Origin of the sequence: Thalassomonas sp. RHCl1, from assembly GCF_947387555.1 — a bacterium.
GTDB lineage: Bacteria > Pseudomonadota > Gammaproteobacteria > Enterobacterales > Alteromonadaceae > Thalassomonas.
Map to the genome: position 1 here is coordinate 267541 of NZ_CANDNZ010000005.1, position 24840 is coordinate 292380.

Consider the following 24840-nt stretch of genomic DNA (forward strand, 5'->3'; position numbering starts at 1 on the left):
AAAACGCCCCTTACTTTGGTGTTATTCCTTTAACCACATCCTTGCCTGGCGGGCGGGTAAATAGAATTTATGCCAGGTACTGGAAATATTTTGTACATCTGCATTGCCGATAGTATCGCGGTAATTGGCGTGCCACCACAAATTATGGTTAGCGGTATTTACCCAGACATCCTGTCCGCTGCCGCATTTATTAATGCCGACAATACCAACTTCTTCCCGCTGAAACAGCAAAATACAATCATTATTGCTCATTACCTGCATACTGCGTCCCTGGGTGGCATTATGAAATTTCAGCATGCCTTGAATATCGGATCGTTTGTATAAGTCCTGCCAGCGACCGCCGTCATTACTCTCATTGTGATCGGAATAAATCAGGGGTGAACCGCCGTCACGCCCCATAATATAAGCGTTGGCCAGGTACTCATCGGTGGGATCCATAATTTGATAACGAAAGCCGTCATTAGTGGGAATATCATGGGTAATAGAAAAGGTAATTGCCCTGCTGCCTGCTAACGCCTGGCCATAAGCTCCGGGATCCACCAACTGATTCATCGAGCCGCCAAAACCTAAGGCACGACGCAAACTGGCGAACAAGGGAAAATCATAAGCACCATGCTCGGTATCACGTAAGTAGGGCGCCAAAAAATTATCATAACTGCCGTCCCCTGCTCCACCCGAGGTAATGATTTCACCAAAAACATGCACACCGCTGCGAATGTCAGCGCTGAACACCTGGTTAATATGATAACTGCTCATGTGTTTAGCGGCATCGACCCGAAAACCTTTGACCCCTAAAGTTTTAAGCGCCCGCAAGTAGGCTTGCTGCTGGCTCACCACCCAGTTATTGGAATCAAGATCCGGTAAACCGGTATCACCGTTACCGCCGCATAAACGCCAGTATTGCACATGCCCGGGATCGCCCCAGTTGGTAATACAACCGGGGGGATGAAAATCCCCGGCAGCATACTGGTTTTCACTGAGATCACCAAAGAGTTTTATCCCGTTATAATAGGCGCTGTCTGCAGCATAAGTACTTAAAACCGCCGCCCCCGGATAATTCAGATCCGAACGTTGGTACGACTCGTTAGCCATATGGTTAAAAACGATATCGGCATAGGTTTCAACCCCCTGGCTTTGCAAGGCTGCAATCATCTGCTTAAAGTCTGTGGTATCCCCCAAAGGGCTGTGAATGACCCGTAAATCCTGAGGCTGATAACGCGCCCACCACTCATTACCTGCTGATTTATAGGCGGGTGACACCAGCACCTTTTTATAACCTAATGCGGCTATTTCAGAGGCTTTGCCGGCGACATCGTCATAGGTCCAGTTAAAGGCATGCAAGATCGCATCTGCCGAGGCATTATTTGTTGTCAACAGGGCCGCCAGGATAATGCCGGCGCTACCAAGCTGGCGTTTACTCTTTGGGCTGACCGACGGGAATTCCGATTTCTGCTCGTTGTTTTTTTGCATAATATTCTCTTATTGTTTTTTTAAGTGTTGAATTGGCACACCCGCTGTTTTTTTGTACTGGCGGGCATAAAAATGAGCGTAGAACAGGAGGTTTTTAATAGATAGCAGGCTGCATACGTATTCATTTGTTCAACTTTTATGCAGCGGCTGTGATGCCGGTGGCAAGGGTTGTGCAGAAAAAAATTTTTCTGCACATGAGACATAAAAAAACCGCGGTTAAGCGGTTTTTTTAAAAGATGAGTCTTACCGGACCTGCTGCCGGTGCAGGTCTATCACCACAGTGGCCGATATTTTATCGTGTATCGCCTGGCGGTTGGGATCCCAATAAACCTGTAAAAATCCCAGCAAACCGGTGGCAATCCCGGCGCCATATCCCCCGTAGCGGCCGAAGCTGTCCCACATGGACAAAGGCGTGCCGTCAAGTTGCAACACTTTTATACCAAAAAGTTTTTTCCCCGGAGTTTGCCCCTTCCACATAGCGGTAAAGCAGGTGAAATAAAACGCCGCCCAGCCAAAGCCTAGCCCGAGGTCATCAACAATACCTTTAACCAGTTCCAGGATGGAATAGACAGATTTTTCGGCTTTGCTCTCCTGTGCCTTTTTTACCGGCTCAGCAGGTTCGACTACCGCCTCAGGCACAGGTTTTTCCCCGGTATTATCAGCACCTCTTCTTGTTTCCTTTGCTCCAACAAACTCTCCTTGATAGAGGGTGAGCAAATTCAATACCAGCTGCTTTTGCTGCGCTTCATTTAAGTCGGTATTGGCAGCCAGGCCGGTTAAACTTTGTTTAAAGAGTTCATCGTTAACGGCCAATTCATGTATAGCTGCGGTCGTCTCACTAAGCTCCCTTTGCCAGCAATCAAGGCTCTGACATTCACTTAAGGCAATGTCTGCACTGCCGGCAAGCACGACAGCACTCATCGCCAGCGACTTATCTTTCGGTACCGGCACACCGCCAATATTGACCAGGGTGGTTTCTTGCTTGCTGGCATCCTTAGTAAATTGACTTTTTTGCTCGTCAAATTGCCCTATCAACTCGGGCAAACTGCCCGCCAGTACAACAAAGAGAATAAAGACCCCGATAAAACGGGCCAGGGAGCGGGTTTTGCGCCATTTTATTTGCCCGCCGGCCTGAGCCTGTTTTTTGCTGCCTAAACGGTAGAGCATCACGGAAACCACCAATGCCAGTATTTCCCCCGGCATGACACTTAATGCGCCCACCAGCAAGAAATCCAGGGCGATCGCCAGCAGACGCTTTTTCGGTGTCGCCAGCGGCAAACCAAATAAAGAATGATCCATTTTAAAGGCAAAAGGCGTTAATACCTGCCGGGTTTCACTGTCGGTCATGGCATGCGTACCGGCAAGCTGCAGGTTTGCTTCCCCGTCGGGTTGTTGTTCTTGTTCTTGTTTCATAGATGAAGTTTTATCGACTGTATTTAATTTGCCCGTTTAACCGTGTCGGTGTGCTAAGCCGGTGACAATAACATCAGCCGGGCCTGGCAATACTCACCTGTGATTAAAGCAGTTCCTTGATCCCTTCGGTCAAACCTTCCAGGGTGAGGGGAAACATTTTGTCTTTAGTGATCTCCTGCATGATCTGTATCGAGGCATGATAAGGCCAGTGCGCCTGCGGCTGCGGATTTAGCCAGATACTGTGGTCAAAATGATCCAATATCCGCTGCATCCAGACACTGCCCGCTTCCTGGTTCCAGTGCTCGACACTGCCGCCGGGATAAGTGATTTCATAAGGGCCCATAGTGGCATCACCGACAAAAATCACCTTGTAATCCCTACTATAGGTATGCAGCAACTGATGTAAGTCCATACCCTCGTTATAACGCCTGGCATTATCTTTCCATACCTGCTCGTACACACAGTTATGGAAATAGAAAAACTCCAGGTGTTTAAACTCGGTATGCACCGCGGAAAACAGCTGTTCGCAGACCTTGATATGATCGTCCATAGAGCCGCCGACATCAAAAAACATCAACACCTTAACCGCATTATGGCGCTCGGGTTTCATCTTGATATCCAGGTAACCGGCATTTCTGGCGGTAGCGGCAATGGTATCGTCCAGGGCAAGTTCTTCCCCGGCGCCGGTGCGGGCAAACTGGCGTAATTTCCTTAACGCCACCTTGATATTACGGGTGCCGATTTCCACCTGGTTATCCAGATTACGGAACTGGCGTTTATCCCAGATCTTCACCGCGCGGCGATGACGCGAGCCGTCCTGCCCTATCCTGACCCCTTCCGGGTTATAACCATAGGCGCCAAATGGCGAGGTACCGCCGGTCCCTATCCATTTATTGCCCCCCTGGTGGCGTTTTTCCTGCTCTTTCAAGCGCTTCGCCAGGGTTTCCATGATTTTATCCAGGCCGCCGAGGGCTTCAATTTTCGCTTTTTCTTCTTCGCTGAGCTGCTTTTCAAACTGCTTTCTCAGCCAGTCTTCGGGTACGCCGCTTAAGTCCAGCTCCAGCGAAGAAACCCCTTTGAAATAATCGGCAAAGGCCCGGTCAAATTTATCGAAATAACTTTCGTCCTTGACCAAAAGAGTACGGCTGAGCAGGTAGAATTCTTCCATATCGGCAAACACCACCCGCTGCTCCAGCGCGCGGATCAAATCCAGCAGTTCCCGGATGGTACAAGGCACCTTGTAGTCCCGTACCTTACAAAAAAAATCAATCAGCACCTTTTATTCCCCATAAAAAGACCGGCTTTCGCGTTTGCTTGTTTTAGCTGCCGGCATCTATCGGCCGCCGCGCTGCATAAAAGCCAGTTTTTCGAATAAGTGCACGTCCTGTTCGTTTTTCAGCAAAGCGCCATGTAGCGGCGGGATCACTTTTTTCGTTCTGCTTTCCTGTAAAACTTCCGGGTCGATATCTTCCGCCAGCAGCAGTTTTAGCCAGTCAATCAGCTCAGAGGTGGACGGTTTTTTCTTTAACCCCGGGATTTCCCGTAAATCAAAAAACAGCGCCAGCGCTTCATCAAGTAACTTCTGTTTGATTTGCGGAAAATGCACATCGACAATTTGCTTCATTTCCTGTGCTTCCGGGAAGCGGATATAGTGGAAGAAACAGCGGCGCAGGAAGGCATCCGGCAGCTCTTTTTCATTGTTGGAAGTGATGATGATCACCGGTCTCTGTTTTGCTACCACCTTTTCCTGGGTCTCGTAAACGAAGAACTCCATTTTATCGAGCTCTAGCAGCAAATCATTGGGGAACTCTATATCCGCCTTATCAATTTCATCAATCAACAGTACCGGGCGCTGATCGGCGGTAAAGGCATGCCATAACTTGCCCTTGACGATATAGTTACCGATATCTTTTACTTTTTCATCACCTAGCTGACTGTCACGCAATCTGGAAACTGCATCATATTCATACAGGCCCTGCTGCGCCTTGGTGGTTGATTTGATATGCCAGGGAATTAATTGGGTACCTAAACTCTCGGCCAGTTCCTGTGCCAGCAAGGTTTTTCCCGTGCCCGGCTCCCCTTTAATTAATAACGGCCGCTCCAGGGCAATTGCCGCATTTACCGCAAGTTGTAAGTCTTTTGAGGCAATATAATTTGTTGTACCATTAAATGAAGTCATTAAGTTTCCAATTGATTTGTACTATAACAATCTTTAGTTATTCCATTTTCGTATATATGATATAACTAAATGTCACTTCTTTTTCTGCTATAAATGGCTAATCTTAACGAGTAAATAAAAATAATCCACAGGATTTAATAATGTCAGCAATATTCACAGATAATTCTACCTCTATAGGTAACACCCCCCTGGTTAAACTGAACCGGGTAACAGGTGGCAACGTATACGCAAAAATTGAAGCAAGAAACCCGAGCTTCAGCGTTAAATGCCGTATCGGCGCCAGCATGGTGTGGGACGCGGAAGAGAAAGGTTTACTCGGCCCGGGCAAAGAGATCATTGAGCCTACCAGCGGCAATACCGGGATCGCTTTAGCCTTTGTTGCTGCAGCCCGTGGCTACGGCATTACCTTGACCATGCCAAATACCATGAGTTTAGAACGCCGTAAGTTACTGACCGCCCTGGGCGCTAAAGTAGAGCTAACCGAAGGCGCCAAAGGCATGAAAGGCGCCATCGAAAAAGCGCAGGAAATTAAAGACTCCAACCCGGATAAATATGTTTTATTGGGTCAGTTCGAAAACCCTGCCAACCCTAAAATCCACGAAGAAACCACAGGCCCGGAAATCTGGAAAGATACCGAAGGCAAGGTTGATATCTTTGTGGCGGGTGTCGGTACCGGCGGTACCATTACCGGTGTCAGCCGTTATATTAAACTGACAGAAGGTAAGAAGATTCTTTCTGTTGCCGTTGAACCGACAGATTCTCCGGTGATCAGCCAGACTCTGGCGGGTCAGGAAGTTAAACCGGGCCCTCATAAAATCCAGGGCATAGGTGCAGGCTTTATCCCGGGCAACCTGGATCTGGAAATGATCGACCAGGTTGAACAGGTAAGCAATGACGATGCCATGGCAATGGCCCACCGCTTAATGAAGGAAGAAGGCATTCTCGCCGGTATTTCTTCAGGCGCCGCCGTAGTTGCCGCCAAACGCCTGGCCGAACTGCCGGAAAATGCCGATAAAAATATTGTCGTTATTTTACCAAGCTCTGCCGAGCGTTATCTGTCCAGCCCGCTGTTTAGCGACAGCTTCAGCGATAAAGAACTGGTACAGTAAAACTGCCGGTCTTACCGCGAAAATAAATAGCAGATACAAAACTCAAAAGGCGCTTTAGGCGCCTTTTTTCGTATATAAAACATAGCAATTACGTCTACAGTTGCGCTATGATGGAACCAAGATCCCGGTATATTGTTTATTAAACAGATGATGAAGTTTCTTAGTTTTCTACTCCTTGGTTTTGCCTTTTTGCTCAGTGGCTGTAGTGAAGACGCCAACGTTATTGAAGTTGAACATCCTGAAAAAGTCACCGTTGCCTTTTTTGAAGCCCTGTATAACGAAAAAAATATCGAAAAAGCCGCCTCCGCCTGCAGCCCTGCCCTGGCCCGCATTATTCGTCATTACCGCTCCCCCCAGGCCGTGGCCCGACATATGTTTAATATGTCTTATGATAAGGTTGAAATAAAACCCGATGACAGTGGCGTCAAGGTTCGGGAACAATTTAAAAACAAAGCAGTGATTACCGTTTATTTCGACGGTTATTACCAGGAAAATCGTATCAAGGATGTCAAACGCCTGTCACTGATCCAACAAGATAATAAATGGTTCATAGATAAAATCCTTAAAGACCCGTTTTAATCATCATCTGCCTGTTCACTTTTATATCTCCGGACACAGACAAACCTCTGTGTTCCGCCCAAAATCAAACATTCCCTCTATAAACAAGTTCCTAAGCAGCAAATGCACCGCGATAAAAGTAAATTATTTTCCTTAATTCGTCATATTAAGGGTATATTTTATCTTCCAGTTATGGTTAATTTAACACTCTGATAACAAGTATTTCTCTGGAGGTCTTTAATGTTTTACAGCAAGTTAAAAGAAGAACTTAGTCAGACAAAGCAAGAAGTCGAGACGCTGCAAGCGATAATAGCCTCAATCAATGAGCATGTCGCCACCATAGAATTTAATACCCAGGGAGAAATTTTAACGGCAAACCAGCATTTTCTCGATGCCAGCGGTTATAGCCTCAAGGAAATAATTGGTAAACACCATGCCGTCATGTGTTGTCCCGGTTACAGCAACTCGGATGAATATAAGCAGTTTTGGCGCGCCTTAAATGAAGGCCAGCCGATACAGGGGACTTTTGAGCGTAGAAATAAGGCGGGGAAAATGCTTTGGCTCGAAGCCACTTATTTTCCCATCAAGGTTAATGGTGTTACGGTCAAGGTGATGAAAATCGCTTCCGATGTCACCGACAGTAAAATTCAAAGCCAGAGCAAGGAAAGCGTCTTAACCGCCCTGGATCGCTCACTGGCGACCATAGAATTTGACGCCTGCGGCAACATCTTAAACGCCAACCAAAACTTCCTCACTACGGTCGGCTATTCACTGGAGGAAATCAAAGGCAAACACCACAAGATATTCTGCGATGACTGTTTTTATCAGGAAAACCCTACCTTCTGGGAAGATCTCGCCCGCGGTAGTTTTAAATCCGGGCAATTCTCCCGGAAAAACAAACATGGCGAGACCATCTGGCTCGAGGCCACTTATAATCCCATTCCCGGCGACGACGGCAAAATAGAAAGGGTCATTAAATTTGCTACCGATATCACCCGGCAAATCACCCAAAACGAAGCCGTTTCCGAAGCCGCCAACATAGCTTACACCACCTCGGTAGAAACCGCTAAAATCGCCCGCCAGGGCTCTGAGTTGCTGGCGGATTCGGTGGAAGTGTCCGTGGGCATATCAGAAAAAGTTAAGGAGACCTCAGGCAAGTTGAATATGCTCAATTCACAATCACAAAGCATAGAGGAAATCGTATTAACGATAAAAAATATCGCCGACCAGACCAATTTACTGGCGCTTAATGCCGCCATCGAAGCGGCCCGGGCGGGGGAGCAAGGGCGGGGATTTGCCGTGGTAGCCGATGAAGTACGCCAGCTGGCCTCGAGAACCAATGAATCCACCAGCGAAATTGCCAATGTGGTCACGGACAATCGCAACCTTACCGACGATGTCACCAGCGCCATGCAAGATGTTGCCAATATTGCCGATGAGGGCATGAATAAAATCTCTGAAGTCTCCACCGTCATGGATGAAATCCATACCGGGGCCGAAAATGTTTCAGAAACCGTGATGCAGTTATCCGCCAACGGCTAACGCAAGGGAAAATACAGTTTTCCCTTTGCCAAAAAAATAAACCTCCACAGAGGGAGGTTTATGCAAAATATCAATAATTGCGCTTTTAGCTGTTAAAGCAGCTGTTACTGACCCAGCACTTTCCCTTCCCTGCGCGGATCAGCGCCGCCAAGCAAGCCTGCTTTTTTCACTTCAATGGCATGAATACCGCTGTTAAGGTCCCGCACACTCACCTGATGCCCTTTGGCTTCCAGTGCTGGTTTTAACTGGGCAATCGATGTACCTTTTTCCAGCGTGGTCACCTTATTGCGGTTAGTAACATGCGGCAGGTTAATCGCCTGCTGCGGATTAAGCTGCCAGTCCAAAACCCCTAAGATGGTTTGGGCAACATAATTAATGATACGGCTGCCGCCGGGGGAGCCGACCACAAGTTTTAGCGAGCCATCGCTATTAAACACCATCATAGGCGCCATAGAGCTGCGGGGACGCTTAAACGGCTCAAGGCGGTTGGCCACCCACTCCCCGTTGATTTTCGGCGCCAGCGAGAAATCCGTAAGCTGGTTATTTAAGATAAAACCTTCCACCATTACTGCCGAGCCAAAGGCCATTTCCACGCTCGTGGTCATGGAAATACCGTTACCGTCTTTATCAACAATAGAAACATGACTGGTAGAGGGACGTTCTATCGCCTGGTCATCCGCCAGTGCCAAAGCGCCGACCGGGTCTCCGGCCTGTGCCTTGCCCATGTCCTGGCCGGCTTTGATCAGCTTGGCCCGCCTCGCCAGGTAACGACGGTCGATCAAACCTTCAACCGGCACATCAACAAAAGCACTGTCGGCAAGGAAGCGATCACGGTCGGCAAAAGCCAGGCGCGAGCTTTGGGTAAACAAATGCACCGCCTGGAGATCTCCCGGCTGATATTGGCTGAGATTAAAAGACTCCAGCTGTCCCAGGATCTGCACCACGCTGATACCACCTGAGCTTGGCGGCCCCATGCCGCAAACCTTGTAGCTGCGATAAGGTCCGCATACCGCAGGCAATTGTTTTGCCTGATAGTTTTTCATATCCGAAAGGCTTAACCGTCCCGGGGCAATAGGAGATTTCTGCACCGCATCCACAATTTTTTTAGCTATCCAGCCCTGGTAGAAAGGTTTGATGCCTTCTTTGGCCAAACTGCGGTAGACCGCCGCCAGTTTAGGATTCTTTAATACCGTACCCGCTTTTACCGGCTGGTTATTCGGAAAGAAATAGCCGCTGATCTCCGGCAGTTTGCTGATCCCCGGGTTATATTGCATGGTCACCAGTTTTTCCAGGCGCGGAGAGACAACAAAACCCTCTTCAGCCAGCTTGATGGCATCAGTAAACAGCACTTCCCAGGGCAACTTACCGTATTGCTGATGGGCCTTTTTAAACGCTTTTAACACCCCGGGCACCCCGACAGAGCGGCCGCCAACAACAGCATCTATCCAGCGCACAGGCTTACCTGAAGCGTCTAAAAACATCTCCTGGCTGGCTTTTTCCGGCGCGGTTTCCCGACCGTCGAAGGTGGTCAGCAGTGCTTTACTTTTATCCCAATGCAAAATAAAGGCGCCGCCGCCGATCCCCGAAGACTGGGGTTCAACCAGGGTTAATACCAGCTGGACCGCGATGGCGGCATCAACCGCACTGCCCCCCTGCTTTAAAATATTAAAACCCGCTTCACTGGCATAAGGGTTAGCGGCAGCCACCATAAAGTCTTTAGCGCTGACCCCCTGCTTGGCAACAAGCCCGGTGGCCGCTTCCGGCTCCCGGTCTTCAATTTTGAAAGGGGGAGTTTCTTTGGCTGCCACTGTGCCGGCAAATAATAAGGTGCTCAGGCAAAGGCCGGTGATGATTCTGGACATAGTTTTCCTTAGTTAATAGCCGGGGCTATTCATGCTCTTGTTGTCTGGCGGATGAACCCGGTTCAGTCCTGCCGGGATGAAAGGATAACTGAAACTGGTTAAATTTCACAAACTGTTCGAGTAAATCCCGGTATTTTTGTGGTTGTTGCTCCATTATCCCTAAAGCATAACAGCAGGCTTCCAGGGTAGATAAGGCATTTTTTTTCGCTGTTTTTCGGATCTGGTAACGTCCGGTCAAATCCCCGGGCAGGCAAAAGTGGGGGATCTGGTGTAGCACTTTTGACAGCATATACATGCGGTAGGCCTTCTTCCAGGTACCGTCGAGTAAGATAATACAGCTTTTACCTGAGGCTGCCTGGTGCGCAGGGCATTGCCCGCTGCCCAGTTCAAGCGCATCTTCACCGGGATAAAGCAAATAGATATTATCCCGGTAACGCTCAAGCAGCTCGTTTAACCCTTCATGCCCAGAAAAGTCTTCCCCTACCAGCACGGTACAGGATTTCAGCGAACCGGCAAGCAAAGGCAAAGTGCCCTTGGTCTGGCCAACTTCGCTTGGATGCTGGAGCACCACTACATGAGGCACATTATCCACGTCTGTCATCAAGTGACAAATACAGGCTTTTTCGGGACGCTGACACTGGCAGCAATATTGACGGGACATAGTTAACGCTAATAAAATTTAAGACAATAAAGCCGGGTATTTTACGCCTTAATTGCCGCCTTGATAAGTGGGCTTGCACATTTCATGCATCCAAACACTCGGGAGAGGCTAGTTCAGACATTTGTTAAGACATTTGTTATCATCCCAGCATCATGAATTTATCCCAATTTTTTCGATGTTAAAGCTCTCTTTATTTGCCAATTTTAAGCAAAGCTTATTACTGCCCCTGACAGTGGCACTGTTAGCCGTTATCGCTTATTTTCTCGATATTTTTGTTAACGGCACTTTAAGTGAAACCCTGGTTTACCATAGAAGCGCCATCAGCCAGGGCGAACTATGGCGTCTGCTTAGCGGTCACTTTTTCCATACCAATGGTTACCATTTATTACTCAATCTCGCAGCCATCGCCTTGTTATTTGGCTTACATGGCCGCTATTACCGCTTTAGCTCTTACCTGATATTATTTTTCCTTTCGGCATTCACTACCAGTACCGGCATTTATTATTTTGCTCCCGAACTAACACAATATGTTGGTTTGTCCGGGGTCTTGCACGGTGTTTTTCTCTGGGGCGCCCTGATGGACATTAAGCATCAGGATAAAACCGGTTACCTGTTATTGATCGGCATTTGCGTAAAAGTTGCCCATGAACAGCTTTACGGCGCCAGTGAGGACGTTATCAATTTAATCGATGCCAATGTCGCCATTGATGCCCACTTATGGGGGGCAATCTCGGGGTTAATTTTTGGCCTTTATTGCTGGTTCAGCAAAAAAAACACGGCCGACATTAAGGGGCAAATAAAAGGAAATAATTGATTTCCATGTCTATTCTTATAGTCATTTACTAAAGCCGATGACGAGAGGAAGCATGATATACAGCCAAAAAGCCCCGGGAATGATACTCTTGCTCAGCCTGTTTGTACTCTTAAGCACGGCATGTTCCAGCCGCTATGGCGACACGGATTTATCCAAGCGCCAGGTGCTGACCATGAGCAACCCCCAGTTAACCATAAAGCGCAGCACCCCGTTAACCTGGTACTCAGACCTGGCGCTACACAGCGCCATCACCCCGGGTGAGGAAGCCGGTGAAATGCTCAGTTATATCCAGGGACTCATTTCAGATACCTTAGTTAACAAAGGCTTTAATTTAATCGCGCAACCGCCCGTTTCCCAGTATCAGTTGGTGGCCGTTGCCATGCTGGGAAATAATCCCGCCAACCAAAAGATTTTAGAATTATTTAAATTATTCCCGGGCCTGGCAGAAAAAGAGGATTATCAGCAAGGCACACTGCTGGTGGCAATTGTTGATGTGAACCGGAAAAAAGCCGCCTGGCGCGGTTCGGTGCAAATGTTTGTCGACCCCAGCCTGCCCAAAGCGCTGCGCCTGGAGCGTATCAACGGCGCAGTTGCCCGGTTGTTGCAACACCTTAAACCCCATGCCTGATCAAGACCCCCTCCCCGGGGAATGGTATTCAAGCAGGCGATAATAACGATCTCCCTTCTCAGGTACAAAACCGGGGGAAGATCGGCTGTTTATCCCTGATGGCAGGATAGCGGCTATGGCGCTGCTGTCGTTTAAAAAAGTAGAAGAACTGCCGCCAGCTCCGATTTCCCCGCGCTCACCTAGAATCCCTGGTTGCCGCAAGCCAGGCATCTGCTGCTCTACTGGCGCTAAATTTTGCGCAAAGTTACGAAAAGCTTCACCGGCAGGAGCATATGCCGCCACTTCAGATCTGCTCTCCTTAACACTCATCGCAGCTACCGGGACACTTCTCCCCTGGGGGAAACTCATCAGGGTGTACCACCCCAGCAATATCATCAGGGATAATACCAAAAAACAAGCCAGATATAAGTAGCGGCCAGGAAACGGTTTAGCCTGCATATATTCTCCGCCTTTATCAGGGCGAGTATCACGGTCAACCAGCATCTGCCCGGAAAGCAATTCCTGATCGCCATGAAGTTCAAGCAAGGCTTTGGTACGCGGATTTTCCAAAGTCATCACCGGCGCCACCAGTTTATAACCGACTTTTCTGACGGTGGCGATATATTTGGGATGGCAGGCATTATCGTTAAAGGCGCGGCGCAGGGTCGACATTACCCGGTTGAGGGCATCCTGGGTTACCACCTGATTTGGCCAGAACTGGCTAAATAATTCTTCCCGGGTCACGACAATTCCCGGGCGGGCGGCAAGGTACTGCAACACCATCATGGCCTTAGGCTCAACACTCACCCGACGTTTTCCCCGCCATGCCAGGTTCTGCACACAATCAATGCGCCAGTCATCAAATAAAAATAAGTCGGGTAAAACAGCGTCCATATTTTTTAATCGTTATTATTTATTATTTTCCATATTGCATACTGTATACCGTATAAAATTTCAGCGCAAGTTGCCCATAAAAAAAGCCGCTCAAAAGAGCGGCCGAAATGAGCAGAAGACTCAAAAAATCAACTAACCAAAGTAGGAAAAGAGATGCTAAAAAAACATTTTTAGCTAAACACATATTGTCCATTAACCCGGCTGCAATGCATGCCTTCGCATCCAGGGGCAAAGTTCACACCAGCCAGGTTAATGCACCCGGCTAAGATAACCCACTTCGCCACAGGCAAACTAATGATGAAAGCTGATATTAACTGATATTAACCGATATCAGCTAAGGTTTGCTGATGAAAGCTTACAATATAACCCCATGATTTGACTTATTTTTATGACTTGATAATTATCTTGCCCAAGAAAAGCCAGCACATTTAGCCAATAAGAGGCAGCTCGCTGGTATGGCGACAGCGCTTTTTAAAAAACCTTACAACAGCAATAACAAAGAAGGACGATTAAAAAATGAAAAACAAAAAATGGCTATCAAGCTCCCTGCTGATGCTGGTCATGCCGTCATTACCCGTATTAGCGGCAGAAGCGACCTTCAGCGCTTTATCCTCAACACCTGACCCGGATTTCCTCAGGCAGGCAGATGATCAACCAGGCAGGCATATTTGCGGTGTCGACGACAACGGCCAGGACTGGCCTGAGCTGCTTGAGACACTGACACAAGAACTCAAGGCAAACCGCCAGGCACGCAAACTTGCCGACGGTTTAAAAAGCCCGCTCACCGCCAGACAAGCCCTTAACCAAGCAGCAGAAAATAATATTATCGCCCGCGGTGAAGGCCTCAAAGATCGCTATTATATTCCCGTGGTCGTGCATGTTTATGGCCAGAGATACAATTGCGACGATGCCGCCGGCTACTGTTTAACCGATGAAAAAATCATCGAGGCCTTAAATCTAACCAATGCCGACTTTCAGGGGTTAAACACCCAGGACGGACCTATCCATGAGCATTTTCAGTCTATCCGCGACAACCTCAACATAGAATTTGTCCTCGCGGCAAAAACACCCGGCGGCGAGCCCAGTAACGGCATAGTCCGTTATGAGCACGAGCAAACCGGCTACGGCGGCACCCGGGTCAACAGCCAGGTAGCGAACGACGCCTGGGACAACTATAAATACCTCAACATCTATATCATGCAGGATCTCTACGGTAGCGGTACCCTCAACAATTCCGGTGTTGCCTGGTACCCGGATGTTGCTATGTCTGATGCCGGTATCGCCCGCGTGGTATATAACGGCGATTATCTCGGGGTCAATACCAATGAAAACTTTCGCTCGGTACTCACCCATGAATTTGGCCACTGGCTCAATCTGATCCATACCTTCAGCGGCAATGCCTGTTCAATAGACGGTGAAGCCTTTTGCCGCTTAAGCGGTGATCGCAGCTGTGATACCCCGCAAATGGAAAATTCCTATTTACGTGATAACGAAGCCAACTGTATCGGCCAGGCCACCAATACCGAAAACTTTATGCATTATTCCGACAACTATGCCATGTTTACCGCCGAGCAAGTCTCCCGGATGAAGGCGGCTTTACATGGCGATGCGCGCAGGAGTATCTGGTCAAACAGCAACTTGATTGCCACCGGCTTAGCACAATATACCAGCAGCGAGCAGCCGGTGTGGGACGGCACAGGTGCAGACCAGGCATTTGACCCGCAAGGTAAAACTGTTATTTTCCAGCAGACAGATCTTAGCGCCGAACAAGACGATATCAGCCGCTTCGAGCTTGCAGTGCCCGAAGGTACCCAGGCGCTGGCATTTTACCTGGATGGCTACAGCCAGGATCCCGATCTTTACCTGTCAAAGGGATCCGAGCCAACGGCGGATGAAAATGGCAACTGGGATGCCGACTATATTTCATTTAACGCCAGCGGCGCCCCTGAGATCGCCCTGACAACAACACCGGTGAACGCCCCCGATTACCATGGCGCCATTCATGCCTACAGCAGTTATTCCTCGGCGCAGCTGAGAGTATTCAGCCTTGAAGATGCCACCCTATGCGACGGCTGCAGCCGGGTATTTTTACATCATGAAAAAGAACTGGCGGCACAAGCAGGCGATCCGGTAAAAAATTATCGCTTTAATGTACCCGAAGATGCCGAGCAGGTAGTTATAGTGATCAATGACGTATTAAGGGGCAACCCGGATCTCTATGTCAGTCAGAATATTCCTTTTGCTTCAACTACGGCCGAATCAGATAATACGGTTACCCCGGGTGAAACGATTAACCGCCAGGATGCCCACTGCCAGCCTCAGGCGGCAAAATATGGCGTCGAATATTGCGAGTTTGACAGCGGCGGCAGTTTCTATGTGCAAATAGATACCGCCAGCAGCTACAGCCAAAATACCCTGCAGGTGTATTATCAAACATCCGGCTCCACCGATTTATTGCCCTATGCAAAAATTGCCCATCAGGGCGCTAAGCTGGTGGACAATGTCATCACCTTCAACGGTGAAAACTCATACGATACCGATGGCAATATCCAGGAATATTTCTGGCAGTTCGGCGACGGTGAAGTGAGCGAACAGGCATCACCACAGCATAGCTATGCCGAAACGGGCACGTATACCGTATCCCTGATGGTTACCGATAACCGCGGCAACAGCGCCACCGAATCCCTCACCCTGAATATCCACTTATCCGGTGACTGGGATCTGGACGGCGATATTGATATGGCCGACATCCGCAGTTTGATGACGGCGATACAACAGGGGCAGGATATCCCTTCCCAGTTTGATGCCAACCGGGACGGACAGTTCGATGTCACCGATGTGCGCGCACTACAGGCCCGTTGCAGCTACGACAGATGCGCGCTGCAAGCGCCGGCGCCTTAGTTGCGCCCCTTGACCATCAACCCTTAAGCCAAAAATGGCGGGATACGGCACAACATTCAGCAGCGGCTTGTTTAGCAACCAGGCGCTGCCGTTAACCCCTTTACCGCCAGAAAATAAGACGTACCGATAACAATAACGAATAACAGGAAATCATCATGAAAAAACTTTTTATTTTACTCACGTTTTTAACGGGATTTACTGCCCATGCAGGTTTGATCGATATTGAGTTGAGCACAAATCAACTGCTTCAGGGAGAAAGCCTGGAGATACAATTAAACGCCCACGATTTTGCCGGGTTCGACTATTTTGACCTTGATTTTACATTCGACAGCTCGATATTTTCGCTGGATCTAACTTCTCTTGTTACAGACCTGGCTCCGTTTGGTTTTGTCAGCTCGCAAACCACCAGCGGGCTGGCCATCAGTTTTATAGATTTTTCAGCAAACAGCGGTGACTTTTTGCTGGCGGGCTTTACCTTAACCGCCTTAAACCCGGGCAGCTCAAGTTTCTCTTTCGAGCCAAGTGGCAACTTCTATGCCCCGGGCACTTCGTCACCGTTAACGGGGATCGACTTTAGCGCCACGGCCTCTGCAGAAGTGGCGGCACAAGTGCCTGAACCGGCGGGCAGTGCCCTGCTGTTATTGGCCTTAAGCGGACTGCTGTTATTGCGCCGTTCTCAAAGAAACTAATTGATAAAGCATTGCTTTTTATGATGAAAAAGCGACAACCGGATGTAACCATATAACGGATAACAGCCGATCATAAACCTTGGATAATTGGTCGGCTTGATTGAACCACTCGGCAGGTACTGGACGAAATAATATAATTGCTTTAAGTTAGCACTAGGGCTCCCCGGCGGTTAAAGCGGCATGAAAATAAAGTTTTTTATTTTTTTACTGGTCGGCCTGTTGCTGCCCACGACCGTCGCGGCGAAAGCAGGCACAGCCAAATTATTGATCGTGACCGAGCACATGCCTCCCTTTCAAATGAAAATTGACAATGAGCTCACAGGTTTTACCACAGATGTCATACGTGCCGCCCTTGCCCTGACTCCCTATAAGTATCAACTGGCCTTATATCCCTGGAGCCGCTCCTACAATATCGCCAGTAAAAAAGAAAATGCCTGTATTTATTCCATTGCCCGGACAAAAGAAAGGGAAAAGCTCTTTCAATGGACAACGCCGATCTCCATCACCAACAGTAGTTTTGTCGGTTTAGCTGCCAATAAATCTATTTCCTTAAACAGTCTCGAGGATGCAAAAAAATATCATACCGCGGTACTTAAGGATGACTTTACCCAGCAACACCTGCTCAAACACGGCTTTATCGTCAACAAAAACCTGTTTATTGTTGATAACCCCGACTCCTTCCTTAAGTTGTTAATCACCCGAAACCATATCGACCTGATACTGACCGATGATATTACCCTGAGCTATCGGGCCAAATATAATCAGATTGACCCTGGGGTCTTTCAGGAATATTTCCGTATTAATCATGCACCGATAAAATTTTATCTCGCCTGCAGCAATAAAACCGCTCCCGATATTATCGCCACCCTGTCGGCAGCCATTAACAGCATTAAAAGCAATGGCCGCTTCCGGCAAATCGCCGAAAAATGGCGTTATCACAATATCGAAGCAGTCCTGAAACAAAACTAATAAAACGACTGACACTCAGCCTTATTGCCTTGCTCCAGGACTTGGCAGCAAATTTATGATTTACGCCTAAACCAGACTGGCAAGCATATCTTCGGAGTAAGCGGTCAGCGCTTCACCACCACGCACCTTAGCCACATAATCCGGGTTGGCAATAAAAGGCCGGCCAATGGCAATTAAGTCGAATTTATCCTCACCGATGGCGGCACTGGCACTGTCTGCACTATAGCTGCCGACACCGACCAAGGTTTTGCGGTAATTGGCACGCACATAACTCGAAGCCCGGCCACCAAGGTAATCAAATTCCATACTGTCATCGAAAATGCCAATATGTAAAAAGGCCAGATCCCTTTGCTCAAGCTCAGCCAGCAGAAGGTCAAATACGTCGCGGTCCCGGCTGTCACCGGCCATATTAAAATAAGCCCCCGGGCTGATACGCAATGCGGTTCTGTCGCTGCCGATACGGCTGGTGATGGCATCAACAACTTCCAGGGCAAACCGGGTCATGTTTTCAGGGCTGCCGCCATATTCATCGCTGCGGCGGTTGCTGTCATGATGTAAAAACTGGTCGATTAAATAACCGTTCGCCCCGTGAATTTCGACGCCGTCAAAACCGGCGTCGATAGCATTGGCCGCCGCCTGGGCATAATCTTTTACCAGCTGGGCAATTTCCTGATGGTTAACCGCTTTCGGGGTCTGATAAACCAGGTCACGCATTCTCGGCACTGTGCCTTCCACGCCTACGGCAGAAGGTGCCAAGACCTCAGTGCCGCCAAAAAAGTGGGGATGGGCTACCCGGCCGGTATGCCATAACTGGGCAAAAATTTTACCGCCATTTTTATGTACCGCCTCGGTCACTTTTGACCAGCCGCGGATTTGCTCGGGCGTAAATAACCCCGGGGTATTAGGATAACCCTGACCATCGGGGCGGATAATGACCGCTTCGGAAATGATCAGCCCGGCCTCGGCACGGCGGCCGTAATAATCTGCCATGGCTTGCGTTGGCACTAAATCATCATCCGCCATACAACGGGTCAATGGTGCCATCAGGATACGGTTATTGAGCTCAATGGTGTCATTAAGGGCATAAGGGTGAAATAAATTGTCTGTCATAGCCATCTCTCTTTCTTGAATATACGTTCAAGATACGCTTTCTTGAACGCATATTCAAGTATTATTTTTGAATGCCTGTTCAAATTCAAGTACAATAACCGGGAATGTTATTAACCCTCCCCTTGTTTCTCATATGAGCAGCGGGGAGTAATGCCGGAAACAATGGACAAGAATGACCCATGAGAAATGCCGAGTTTGATCGCGAACACGTATTAAGAGCAGCCATGCATGCCTTTATGAATAAAGGTTACGCTAAAACCAGCATGCAGGATTTGACCAAAGCCACGGGCTTGCATCCGGGATCCATTTATTGTGCCTTTGATAATAAACGGGGTTTATTGCTGGCGGCATTAGATCAATATCAGCAAGACAGAACAACAGAGCTGCAAGGCTTTTTCTCCGGCAAAGGGCCGGTTTTATCTCAGCTAAAAAACTATCTGGACAGCATAGTCGGCGAATGTTTACTCACCGGCGTACCCCAGGCATGTTTATTGACTAAGGCGCTGAGCGAAATTGCCAGCCAGGACGAAGAAATACAAGCCATGATCACCGCCAACCTCAGCGGCTGGCAACAGGCGCTCACGGATAAGTTCAGCCTGGCACAAGCAAACGGCGAGCTCAGCAGCCAAAGGGATAGCGCACATCTGGGACGTTTTTTTGTGATGGGCATTTATGGCCTGCGCACTTTTGCCCAAACCTCGCCGGAGCCGGCAATTTTACAACAACTGGCAGATCAGCTGTTTCAAGACGTTTGCGCTTAAAACAGCAGCCGGGGCCGTTTTCCTGTGAACATATCCCGGCGACTCCTCCAAAAATGAACGGGCTTTAAACTTCTGCGCCGGCGATGGTTTCACTTTCATTCTGCGCAGCCTTTAGCCAGAGCTGATAGGCCGGTAAGTTCAGCATATGCTCCATATATTGCCTGACATCTGCCGGCACCGAAATCTGATAGCTGTGAAAACGTGAAACCACAGGCATAAACATGGCATCGGCAATAGAGAATCGACCAAACAAAAAGTGAGCTTGTTCCCCGCTGCTATTGCCATTAAGCGACAAACATTGCTGCCATATTTCAATAATACGCCCAACATCTGCCTTTACCCCATCACTAAGCTCAAGTGCAGCCGGCTCACGACGGCAGTTCATCGGCAGACAGGAACGAAGCTGGGTAAACCCCGCATGCATTTCGGCGCAAACCGCCCTCGCCCGGGCACGTTGGCCAATGTCTTCCGGCCAGGCTACAGAGTCTAAATATTGCTCATTAATATACTCGCAGATCGCCAGTGAATCCCATACGGTTAAAGAGCCATCAAGCAAAACCGGTACTTTATAATTGGGGCAAAAAGGCGCCATTTGTGCGTGCATATCAGCTGCAGCTAGGCTGATCAGCTGCTCTTCGAAAGGCAGCTGGAAATATTGCAGTAACAACCAGGGCCTTAATGACCAGGAAGAGTAGTTCTTATTGCCGATAACTAATTTCATCATCTTGTTATTTTTTGTGAAAATTTTTCTTACTTTAAATAATTTGCCACGATAAATCAGCCATTAATCAAGCAGGTGCAAAATATAATGAAAATACCCGGCATAAGCACCAGTAACGACCAGCTTACTTGCCGGGTATTAAACAGCGAATAAACTTGCTCCCCGTTATTTAAACAGTGCTAACTTAACGGTTTCAATGGCCTGGTACGGAGGAAACATCGCGGTGATCGAACTTGCAGTAAAGTCTGCTTCAAACGAGTAATAAGGTCCGCTCGGCGCTTTAATCTGCTGTAAGGCTTTTAAAATCTCAGACGGATCCTCAACCTGGGCAGAATAATTTTCCAACGTCAGCTGACAGTTTTGCTCGCTTTCATATGGCGGTACTTCCCGGGTTATTTGGGTACAATTTAAACGTCCCTGAACCAGGTAAGCCGGACCGGTTTGCGCTTGTATTTTGCGCGATGCCGCCAGGATTTCTTTCGTGGGAATATAAGCCGCCACGATAATTTCAGCTTTATCGTTCACTTGATAAGGCGGCACTTCCTGACTGATTGAAGAGGCGCTAAAATTGGCATCAAAAGAATAGGCCGGCCCGGTCATAGGTTTGATCTGCTTTAAGGCTGTCAGTAATTTTTCCGGCTTTTCAATGGCTCTTGTTTCATTATTTACGGTCAGTTGACAATCACTATCGGCGCCGTAAGGAGGAAATTCTTTGGCAAATTCACTACAGCTGATCACGCCGTTAACCAGGTAAGCGGGACCGGTTTGCGTTTGTATTTCCCTTGCAGCATCTAAAATTTCACTGGCATCTACAGCACGGGTTTCATAGGAGAGGCCTTGTGCATAACTGGTCGTTGAAACCATTAGCGCCAAACTCAATGCTGATAAATAACTTCTCATTTTATATCCTTAAAAATTTATTAAATTCGCTTTGCAATATCAAAGCAATACCACTTCATACAAACTCTTTTTGTACAAACAAGGTTAATATAGCGTTAATTTATTATAAATTAATGACAATAAATGAAAAAAAGATGAATGTTTGATGTCGCTCAAGTTATCGGCCAAGGCAAAGTCACACTCGGGCAAGCGAATATTGAACTCGGAGACTATAATTACTAGCACATGAAACCATCTGAAAAGAGCCGGTAATGAAAAAAATTCTTGTTATTCTGGAGCAGGATCAAGAGGACCAATATGCCTTAGAAAGAGCGGTTTTAATGGCTGAAAAACTCAAGGCAAGGGTGCATGTCTTAATTTGTTGTTATCAGGAGTTAAGCTGGATCAATAATGTTTTCGGCATGATGGAAAACATCCATATCAAAGAGAAAATTATTGAACAAAAAGAGCTCTGGTGGCAAGACTATGCCAAGCCCTACATCAACACGGTATTGATCAGCCATGAAATCATTTGGAGCAAATATTTCGTTGATTCCATTTTAGAGCATTGCCAGACGCACGAATATGATTTTTATGTCAAAAGAGGCCACCGCAGTGAAACCCTCTTTTATACCCCCTCCGACTGGCTGTTGCTGCGAAAAAGCCAAATCCCTTCCTATATCGTGGTGGAAAAAGAACGTAAAAGCGCAGACGCTGTTTTACTGGCCCTGGATTTTCTTGCCAGCAGTACCGAGAAACAACAACTGAATAAAAAGCTGCTGGAGTTTGCCCGTGACTATGCCGATAAAATGGCGATAGAACTTCATTGCTGCTTTGCGATTTCCCCGCCTAAAGTGTTGTCCGATACCGGCTTTATCGACCCGGAAGAATATGCGCAAAAATCCACGGCACTGGCGAAAGAAACCGCCTCCGTTTTGCTTGAACCATACCAGATTGCCCAGCAGCACCAGCACATAAAAATTGGCTCTTCCGATAAGGTAATCACAGGCATTGCGCAGAAAATCAATGCCGGTGTGATCATTATCGGCAGCATGGGAAAAAGCGCGATGAGCGGCAAAGTGATCGGCAACACCTGTGAGCAGGTATTGCATATCAGTAAAAAAGACGTTTTGGTGCTGGGTTTATAAACCGGCCCCTGTTTTCTTTTATTGCCGGTTTAGCGGAGGAGCGGGTTCCAAGGTCAATTAAGGGCTTTATCCTGCCAGAACTTAATGCCCTTCACCGTCGCTTGCAAGGCTAAGCCGCTTTCGGTAAAAGAATATACCGTCACATCACCATAATGGGCTTCACCTTCCACCGATGCCCCTTTATCAGCGGCTTTGGCGGCAGCATCGGCATGGCCGCCAAAGCTCCAGCCACTGTTGATAAAATCATTTATCGCCTGGCTGTTATGAAAAACCAGCACCAGGCGGTAATCTTTCGCTCCCAATCCCAAGCCGACACCGCCTTCAGCCATATTCATATAGGTATAGTGACCGGTGCGGCGGTTTTTAACCACACCATAACCCGTGCCTGCCGACACCAATAATAAATTAATACTGGCGTTGCTAAACACCGCATATCCGGGGGCGGCATTAATTTGCGCCCGTGTATCGGGCTTTTTCGCAAACAGTTGCGTAAGTACGCTGTCTTTCATTTTGAGGATTTGCTGCTGTTTTTCCGCCTTAGAGCCGTCCCCCATAGAGGCACAACCGTTCAGGACTAAGGGTAAAGTTAAGATAATGACAGTCAGTATTCGTATTGAGGGCATAATGGTTTCCTTTTTCTTGTTAAGAAAAAGTCTAGACCAGAACATAAGACTTTAAAGATATTTGAACAGATATCACAGGAAAGACAGGTATATATTCTTGCTGCCCTACTTTAACGGTTATCCCCGACTCAAAAACCTGCCTGAGATGACAAAGCTAAGCTGCTGACTTTATTTTAAGCACTTGCTCATTATTTAAAACCTTTAAGGGCAAAATAACAGCGTTCACTTGCCCTGCCGCTATCTTCTTTTTACATATCCGACCAGTTTAGCTATATTGCCGCCACTTTAAGTATTTACTCTAAAAATAACGATAAAATGACCAATCACAAGATAAAAATTGCCTTAACAGCACTGGCAGTTTCCAGCACCTTAACCGCCGGGGTAAACGCCGCCGGTTATAAATTATATGAACAGTCCACCAGCGCTATGGGCAATGCCTATGCCGGGCGCGGCGCACAAATTACCGATGCCAGTGTCGGTTTTACCAATCCGGCCGCGCTGATCCATCTCAAGCAGGCACAATATTCTTTCGGTATCAATCTGATAGATGTTGACGGCAAGTACCGTAATGCCCGGGCCACCAGTGCAGCCGGTATGCCGGTAAGCGGCGGGCAAAGTGATAATATTGGCGGTATCAGTGCTATCCCCCACTTTCATTATTACCAACCACTGAGTGAAAAGCTGGGATTAGGTCTGTCCCTGGCGGTGCCTTTTGGCACCAAAAGCGATTATGACGATGACTTTGTCGGCCGTTATTTTGCCCAAAAAACCGAATTAGATGTCGTCGCACTGCAAGGGGCACTCAGTTATCAGTTGACGGAGAAATTATCCATCGGCGGCGCCTTAGCCCTTAATTACGCCAAAGGGACTTTAAGCAAATATAAAGATCACGGCGGCTTATGCGAGCTCGGTGCAAATATCAATAATACCTATGCCCAGCTCAGCGGCGGCGCCTTTAGCGATGTTGCCCAAGACGCTTATTGTGACAGTGTTTACCAGGTAAAAGGCGACGATATTCAGCCGGGTTATACCTTAGGTTTGCATTACGCCATCACAGATCAACTTAAACTTGCCCTGAGCTATCATTCTGAGGTTGACTATACCCTGAAAGGGGATTCAAGCATTTATAATACCCCGCTCAGTGGCGAGTTTGTCCCTTATAGCCAAAACCCGGAGCAATACTGGACAGTGCCGACCATTGCCGGTGTAGTCAACGGGCAAAAGTTACCGGCGATAGATTTAACCACAGGAAAACAGGCGATCAATGCACCGAAAAAAGAAGCGTCCAAGCTGAAATTGCATACCCCGCAAAGCGTAGTGTTCAGCCTGGACCATCAGTTTACTCAAGCGTTATCCTTCCAGTTTAGTGCCACCTGGACCGAGTGGAGCCAGTTCACCGATATCACCATAATGTCGGATGTTGATGAGATAAGCGATAAAACCATCAGCACCAGCACCCAGATGCCGGAGAACTTAAACAGTGAAGGTTATATCGGCTACATCCCCGAGTACTGGCATAATACCTGGGCTTATGCCCTGGGAGCGACCTACCGGTATAGTGATGAGCTCACCTTAAAAGCCGGTTTCGCCCGCGACTTTTCACCGGTGGACAGCAAATACCGCAGCGCCCGCATTCCGTCCGATGACAGAAGCTGGCTCACCTTAGGTGTACATTATCAATCCCAGAAAAAATGGAGTGCCGACTTTGCCGCCGGTATGATGTTTATGGATGACTCTTCGGTGTTGGATCATGAATATAACGCCCAGGATAACCGTATTTATCAGTCCGAATATCAGGCGGATTATTCTATCAAGGCTTATGTGCTTTCTATGCAGTTGAATTACTTTTTATAAGCAAACACTTTTTTAGCTCCGGCCTGCCTGATAGCTAATGGTTAACAAAAATCCCCGGCTTTGCGCCGGGTATTTT

The 24840-nt window shown here is 48.0% G+C and carries 22 protein-coding genes; 11 read left to right on the forward strand and 11 right to left on the reverse strand.

Annotated features, from left to right (window positions below; all coding sequences use genetic code 11):
• Window positions 1-21: 21 nt before the first annotated feature.
• From QL234_RS16155 to QL234_RS16170, 4 genes are all read right to left on the reverse strand, one after another.
• Complete coding sequence (locus tag QL234_RS16155) at window positions 22-1470, reverse strand: alpha-amylase family protein (RefSeq protein WP_281558850.1); 1449 nt, start codon at window positions 1468-1470, stop codon at window positions 22-24.
• 243 nt (window positions 1471-1713) lie between these two features.
• Complete coding sequence (locus tag QL234_RS16160) at window positions 1714-2883, reverse strand: RDD family protein (RefSeq protein ID WP_281558851.1); 1170 nt, start codon at window positions 2881-2883, stop codon at window positions 1714-1716.
• Window positions 2884-2986: 103 nt separating this feature from the next.
• A complete protein-coding gene (locus tag QL234_RS16165; RefSeq protein WP_281558852.1) occupies window positions 2987-4159 on the reverse strand; it encodes a VWA domain-containing protein in 1173 nt (390 codons plus the stop codon).
• A gap of 57 nt (window positions 4160-4216) precedes the next feature.
• Window positions 4217-5062 carry a MoxR family ATPase gene (locus QL234_RS16170; RefSeq protein WP_281558853.1) on the reverse strand — a complete coding sequence of 282 codons (846 nt, stop codon included), beginning with the start codon at window positions 5060-5062 and terminating at the stop codon, window positions 4217-4219.
• Window positions 5063-5202: 140 nt separating this feature from the next.
• Here QL234_RS16170 and cysK point away from each other — a divergent pair, with 140 nt between their 5' ends.
• The 3 genes from cysK (at window position 5203) to QL234_RS16185 (ending at window position 8271) form a co-directional block, all read left to right on the forward strand.
• Complete coding sequence (gene cysK / locus QL234_RS16175) at window positions 5203-6171, forward strand: cysteine synthase A (protein WP_044833513.1); 969 nt, start codon at window positions 5203-5205, stop codon at window positions 6169-6171.
• Window positions 6172-6318: 147 nt separating this feature from the next.
• Window positions 6319-6750, forward strand: coding sequence for a hypothetical protein (locus QL234_RS16180; RefSeq protein ID WP_281558854.1), 432 nt, complete (start codon window positions 6319-6321; stop codon window positions 6748-6750).
• 219 nt (window positions 6751-6969) lie between these two features.
• Window positions 6970-8271 carry a PAS domain-containing methyl-accepting chemotaxis protein gene (locus tag QL234_RS16185; protein ID WP_281558855.1) on the forward strand — a complete coding sequence of 434 codons (1302 nt, stop codon included), beginning with the start codon at window positions 6970-6972 and terminating at the stop codon, window positions 8269-8271.
• Between the two features lie 104 nt (window positions 8272-8375).
• Here QL234_RS16185 and ggt read toward each other — a convergent pair whose 3' ends face one another.
• Window positions 8376-10133, reverse strand: a complete 1758-nt coding sequence (gene ggt, locus QL234_RS16190; protein ID WP_281558856.1) for a gamma-glutamyltransferase — start codon at window positions 10131-10133, stop codon at window positions 8376-8378.
• Between the two features lie 25 nt (window positions 10134-10158).
• Window positions 10159-10794 (reverse strand): tRNA-uridine aminocarboxypropyltransferase, encoded by a 636-nt coding sequence (locus tag QL234_RS16195; protein WP_281558857.1) that lies wholly within the window; start codon window positions 10792-10794, stop codon window positions 10159-10161.
• 175 nt (window positions 10795-10969) lie between these two features.
• Between QL234_RS16195 and rrtA the strand changes: the two genes are divergently transcribed.
• Together rrtA and QL234_RS16205 are read left to right on the forward strand one after the other, a co-directional pair.
• Window positions 10970-11608, forward strand: coding sequence for a rhombosortase (gene rrtA, locus QL234_RS16200; RefSeq protein WP_281558858.1), 639 nt, complete (start codon window positions 10970-10972; stop codon window positions 11606-11608).
• A 52-nt stretch (window positions 11609-11660) separates the two neighbouring features.
• Window positions 11661-12236 (forward strand): DUF4136 domain-containing protein, encoded by a 576-nt coding sequence (locus QL234_RS16205; protein WP_281558859.1) that lies wholly within the window; start codon window positions 11661-11663, stop codon window positions 12234-12236.
• Here QL234_RS16205 and QL234_RS16210 read toward each other — a convergent pair whose 3' ends face one another.
• Window positions 12237-13109, reverse strand: a complete 873-nt coding sequence (locus QL234_RS16210) for a winged helix-turn-helix domain-containing protein (protein ID WP_281558860.1) — start codon at window positions 13107-13109, stop codon at window positions 12237-12239. It lies immediately after the preceding gene.
• A 516-nt stretch (window positions 13110-13625) separates the two neighbouring features.
• On the opposite strand from QL234_RS16210, the gene QL234_RS16215 reads away from it, so the two are divergent.
• The 3 genes from QL234_RS16215 (at window position 13626) to QL234_RS16225 (ending at window position 17668) form a co-directional block, all read left to right on the forward strand.
• Window positions 13626-16010 carry a M43 family zinc metalloprotease gene (locus QL234_RS16215; RefSeq protein ID WP_281558861.1) on the forward strand — a complete coding sequence of 795 codons (2385 nt, stop codon included), beginning with the start codon at window positions 13626-13628 and terminating at the stop codon, window positions 16008-16010.
• A 155-nt stretch (window positions 16011-16165) separates the two neighbouring features.
• Window positions 16166-16699: a PEP-CTERM sorting domain-containing protein gene (locus QL234_RS16220; RefSeq protein WP_281558862.1), complete on the forward strand. Its 534-nt coding sequence runs from the start codon at window positions 16166-16168 to the stop codon at window positions 16697-16699.
• Window positions 16700-16879: 180 nt separating this feature from the next.
• On the forward strand, window positions 16880-17668 hold the full coding sequence (locus QL234_RS16225; protein WP_281558863.1) for a transporter substrate-binding domain-containing protein: 789 nt from the start codon (window positions 16880-16882) through the stop codon (window positions 17666-17668).
• A gap of 66 nt (window positions 17669-17734) precedes the next feature.
• Here the strand turns inward: QL234_RS16225 and QL234_RS16230 are convergent, their stop codons facing one another.
• Entirely contained in the window at window positions 17735-18778 is a 1044-nt protein-coding gene (locus QL234_RS16230) for an alkene reductase (protein WP_281558864.1), read from the reverse strand.
• Window positions 18779-18957: 179 nt separating this feature from the next.
• Here QL234_RS16230 and QL234_RS16235 point away from each other — a divergent pair, with 179 nt between their 5' ends.
• Entirely contained in the window at window positions 18958-19539 is a 582-nt protein-coding gene (locus tag QL234_RS16235) for a TetR/AcrR family transcriptional regulator (RefSeq protein WP_281558865.1), read from the forward strand.
• Window positions 19540-19603: 64 nt separating this feature from the next.
• On the opposite strand, the gene QL234_RS16240 is transcribed toward QL234_RS16235, so the two are convergent.
• The gene (locus QL234_RS16240) at window positions 19604-20263 is read right to left on the reverse strand and encodes a glutathione S-transferase family protein (protein WP_281558866.1); all 660 of its coding nucleotides are present in this window, start codon (window positions 20261-20263) and stop codon (window positions 19604-19606) included.
• Between the two features lie 162 nt (window positions 20264-20425).
• A complete protein-coding gene (locus QL234_RS16245) occupies window positions 20426-21160 on the reverse strand; it encodes a hypothetical protein (RefSeq protein WP_281558867.1) in 735 nt (244 codons plus the stop codon).
• A 251-nt stretch (window positions 21161-21411) separates the two neighbouring features.
• Here QL234_RS16245 and QL234_RS16250 point away from each other — a divergent pair, with 251 nt between their 5' ends.
• The gene (locus QL234_RS16250; protein WP_281558868.1) at window positions 21412-22287 is read left to right on the forward strand and encodes a universal stress protein; all 876 of its coding nucleotides are present in this window, start codon (window positions 21412-21414) and stop codon (window positions 22285-22287) included.
• 53 nt (window positions 22288-22340) lie between these two features.
• Here QL234_RS16250 and QL234_RS16255 read toward each other — a convergent pair whose 3' ends face one another.
• On the reverse strand, window positions 22341-22910 hold the full coding sequence (locus tag QL234_RS16255) for a YSC84-related protein (RefSeq protein WP_281558869.1): 570 nt from the start codon (window positions 22908-22910) through the stop codon (window positions 22341-22343).
• A gap of 315 nt (window positions 22911-23225) precedes the next feature.
• Here QL234_RS16255 and QL234_RS16260 point away from each other — a divergent pair, with 315 nt between their 5' ends.
• Window positions 23226-24764, forward strand: coding sequence for an outer membrane protein transport protein (locus QL234_RS16260; RefSeq protein WP_281558870.1), 1539 nt, complete (start codon window positions 23226-23228; stop codon window positions 24762-24764).
• The last annotated feature ends 76 nt before the right edge of the window (window positions 24765-24840 follow it).

Bases quoted from the DNA above. Each gene is read 5' to 3' on its own strand.
- QL234_RS16210 (WP_281558860.1), bottom strand. From the start codon at position 13,109: ATGGACGCTGTTTTACCCGACTTATTTTTATTTGATGACTGGCGCATT.
- QL234_RS16225 (WP_281558863.1), top strand. From the start codon at position 16,880: ATGAAAATAAAGTTTTTTATTTTTTTACTGGTCGGCCTGTTGCTGCCC.
- QL234_RS16215 (WP_281558861.1), top strand. From the start codon at position 13,626: ATGAAAAACAAAAAATGGCTATCAAGCTCCCTGCTGATGCTGGTCATG.
- QL234_RS16235 (WP_281558865.1), top strand. From the start codon at position 18,958: ATGAGAAATGCCGAGTTTGATCGCGAACACGTATTAAGAGCAGCCATG.
- QL234_RS16250 (WP_281558868.1), top strand. From the start codon at position 21,412: ATGAAAAAAATTCTTGTTATTCTGGAGCAGGATCAAGAGGACCAATAT.
- QL234_RS16220 (WP_281558862.1), top strand. From the start codon at position 16,166: ATGAAAAAACTTTTTATTTTACTCACGTTTTTAACGGGATTTACTGCC.
- QL234_RS16255 (WP_281558869.1), bottom strand. From the start codon at position 22,910: ATGCCCTCAATACGAATACTGACTGTCATTATCTTAACTTTACCCTTA.
- QL234_RS16205 (WP_281558859.1), top strand. From the start codon at position 11,661: ATGATATACAGCCAAAAAGCCCCGGGAATGATACTCTTGCTCAGCCTG.
- cysK (WP_044833513.1), top strand. From the start codon at position 5,203: ATGTCAGCAATATTCACAGATAATTCTACCTCTATAGGTAACACCCCC.
- QL234_RS16240 (WP_281558866.1), bottom strand. From the start codon at position 20,263: ATGATGAAATTAGTTATCGGCAATAAGAACTACTCTTCCTGGTCATTA.
- QL234_RS16195 (WP_281558857.1), bottom strand. From the start codon at position 10,794: ATGTCCCGTCAATATTGCTGCCAGTGTCAGCGTCCCGAAAAAGCCTGT.
- QL234_RS16230 (WP_281558864.1), bottom strand. From the start codon at position 18,778: ATGACAGACAATTTATTTCACCCTTATGCCCTTAATGACACCATTGAG.
- QL234_RS16260 (WP_281558870.1), top strand. From the start codon at position 23,226: ATGACCAATCACAAGATAAAAATTGCCTTAACAGCACTGGCAGTTTCC.
- QL234_RS16185 (WP_281558855.1), top strand. From the start codon at position 6,970: ATGTTTTACAGCAAGTTAAAAGAAGAACTTAGTCAGACAAAGCAAGAA.
- QL234_RS16155 (WP_281558850.1), bottom strand. From the start codon at position 1,470: ATGCAAAAAAACAACGAGCAGAAATCGGAATTCCCGTCGGTCAGCCCA.
- rrtA (WP_281558858.1), top strand. From the start codon at position 10,970: ATGTTAAAGCTCTCTTTATTTGCCAATTTTAAGCAAAGCTTATTACTG.
- QL234_RS16160 (WP_281558851.1), bottom strand. From the start codon at position 2,883: ATGAAACAAGAACAAGAACAACAACCCGACGGGGAAGCAAACCTGCAG.
- ggt (WP_281558856.1), bottom strand. From the start codon at position 10,133: ATGTCCAGAATCATCACCGGCCTTTGCCTGAGCACCTTATTATTTGCC.
- QL234_RS16245 (WP_281558867.1), bottom strand. From the start codon at position 21,160: ATGAGAAGTTATTTATCAGCATTGAGTTTGGCGCTAATGGTTTCAACG.
- QL234_RS16170 (WP_281558853.1), bottom strand. From the start codon at position 5,062: ATGACTTCATTTAATGGTACAACAAATTATATTGCCTCAAAAGACTTA.
- QL234_RS16180 (WP_281558854.1), top strand. From the start codon at position 6,319: ATGATGAAGTTTCTTAGTTTTCTACTCCTTGGTTTTGCCTTTTTGCTC.